This is a genomic window from Streptomyces niphimycinicus, from assembly GCF_018883605.1.
GTDB lineage: Bacteria > Actinomycetota > Actinomycetes > Streptomycetales > Streptomycetaceae > Streptomyces > Streptomyces niphimycinicus.
Genome location: NZ_JAHLEM010001370.1, coordinates 1 through 356, shown reverse-complemented (window position 1 = coordinate 356; position 356 = coordinate 1). Strand labels below are relative to the sequence as shown.

General features: G+C 78.9%; 1 pseudogene. It reads right to left on the bottom strand.

Annotation, left to right across the window (positions count from 1 at the left end):
- A pseudogene (locus KN815_RS49780) lies at positions 1 to 356 on the bottom strand (hypothetical protein); the annotation flags it as partial.

Sequence of the window (356 nt, the reverse complement as noted above, 5' to 3'; positions counted from 1 at the left end):
GGCGGCCGGCGCGGTGTCGGGTGCCGGGGCCGCCGTGTCGCCCCGCCGGGTGGCCGGGGTGTCGGGGGCGGCCGGTTGCGGCCTGACGGTGATCTGGGTGCTGGGGAGCAACAGCGGTGCCGGGGCGGGGAGTTCGACGTACCGCTCCACGTCCTCATGCGGTGTGGGCTCGGCGCGTACGACGGTGTGCCGGTCGGTCCTGACCTCGCGCTCGTGCCGCACCACCTCCTGGTGGCGGTCGGCCGCGGAGGGCGGGGCCATCCTCGCGGGGGCGGGCTCCCCCGGCAGCGGCTGTTCTCCCCCCAGCGCCTCGATCCGCTCGTACGGGCCGGGCAGCCGCGGCCGGGCCCGGACCG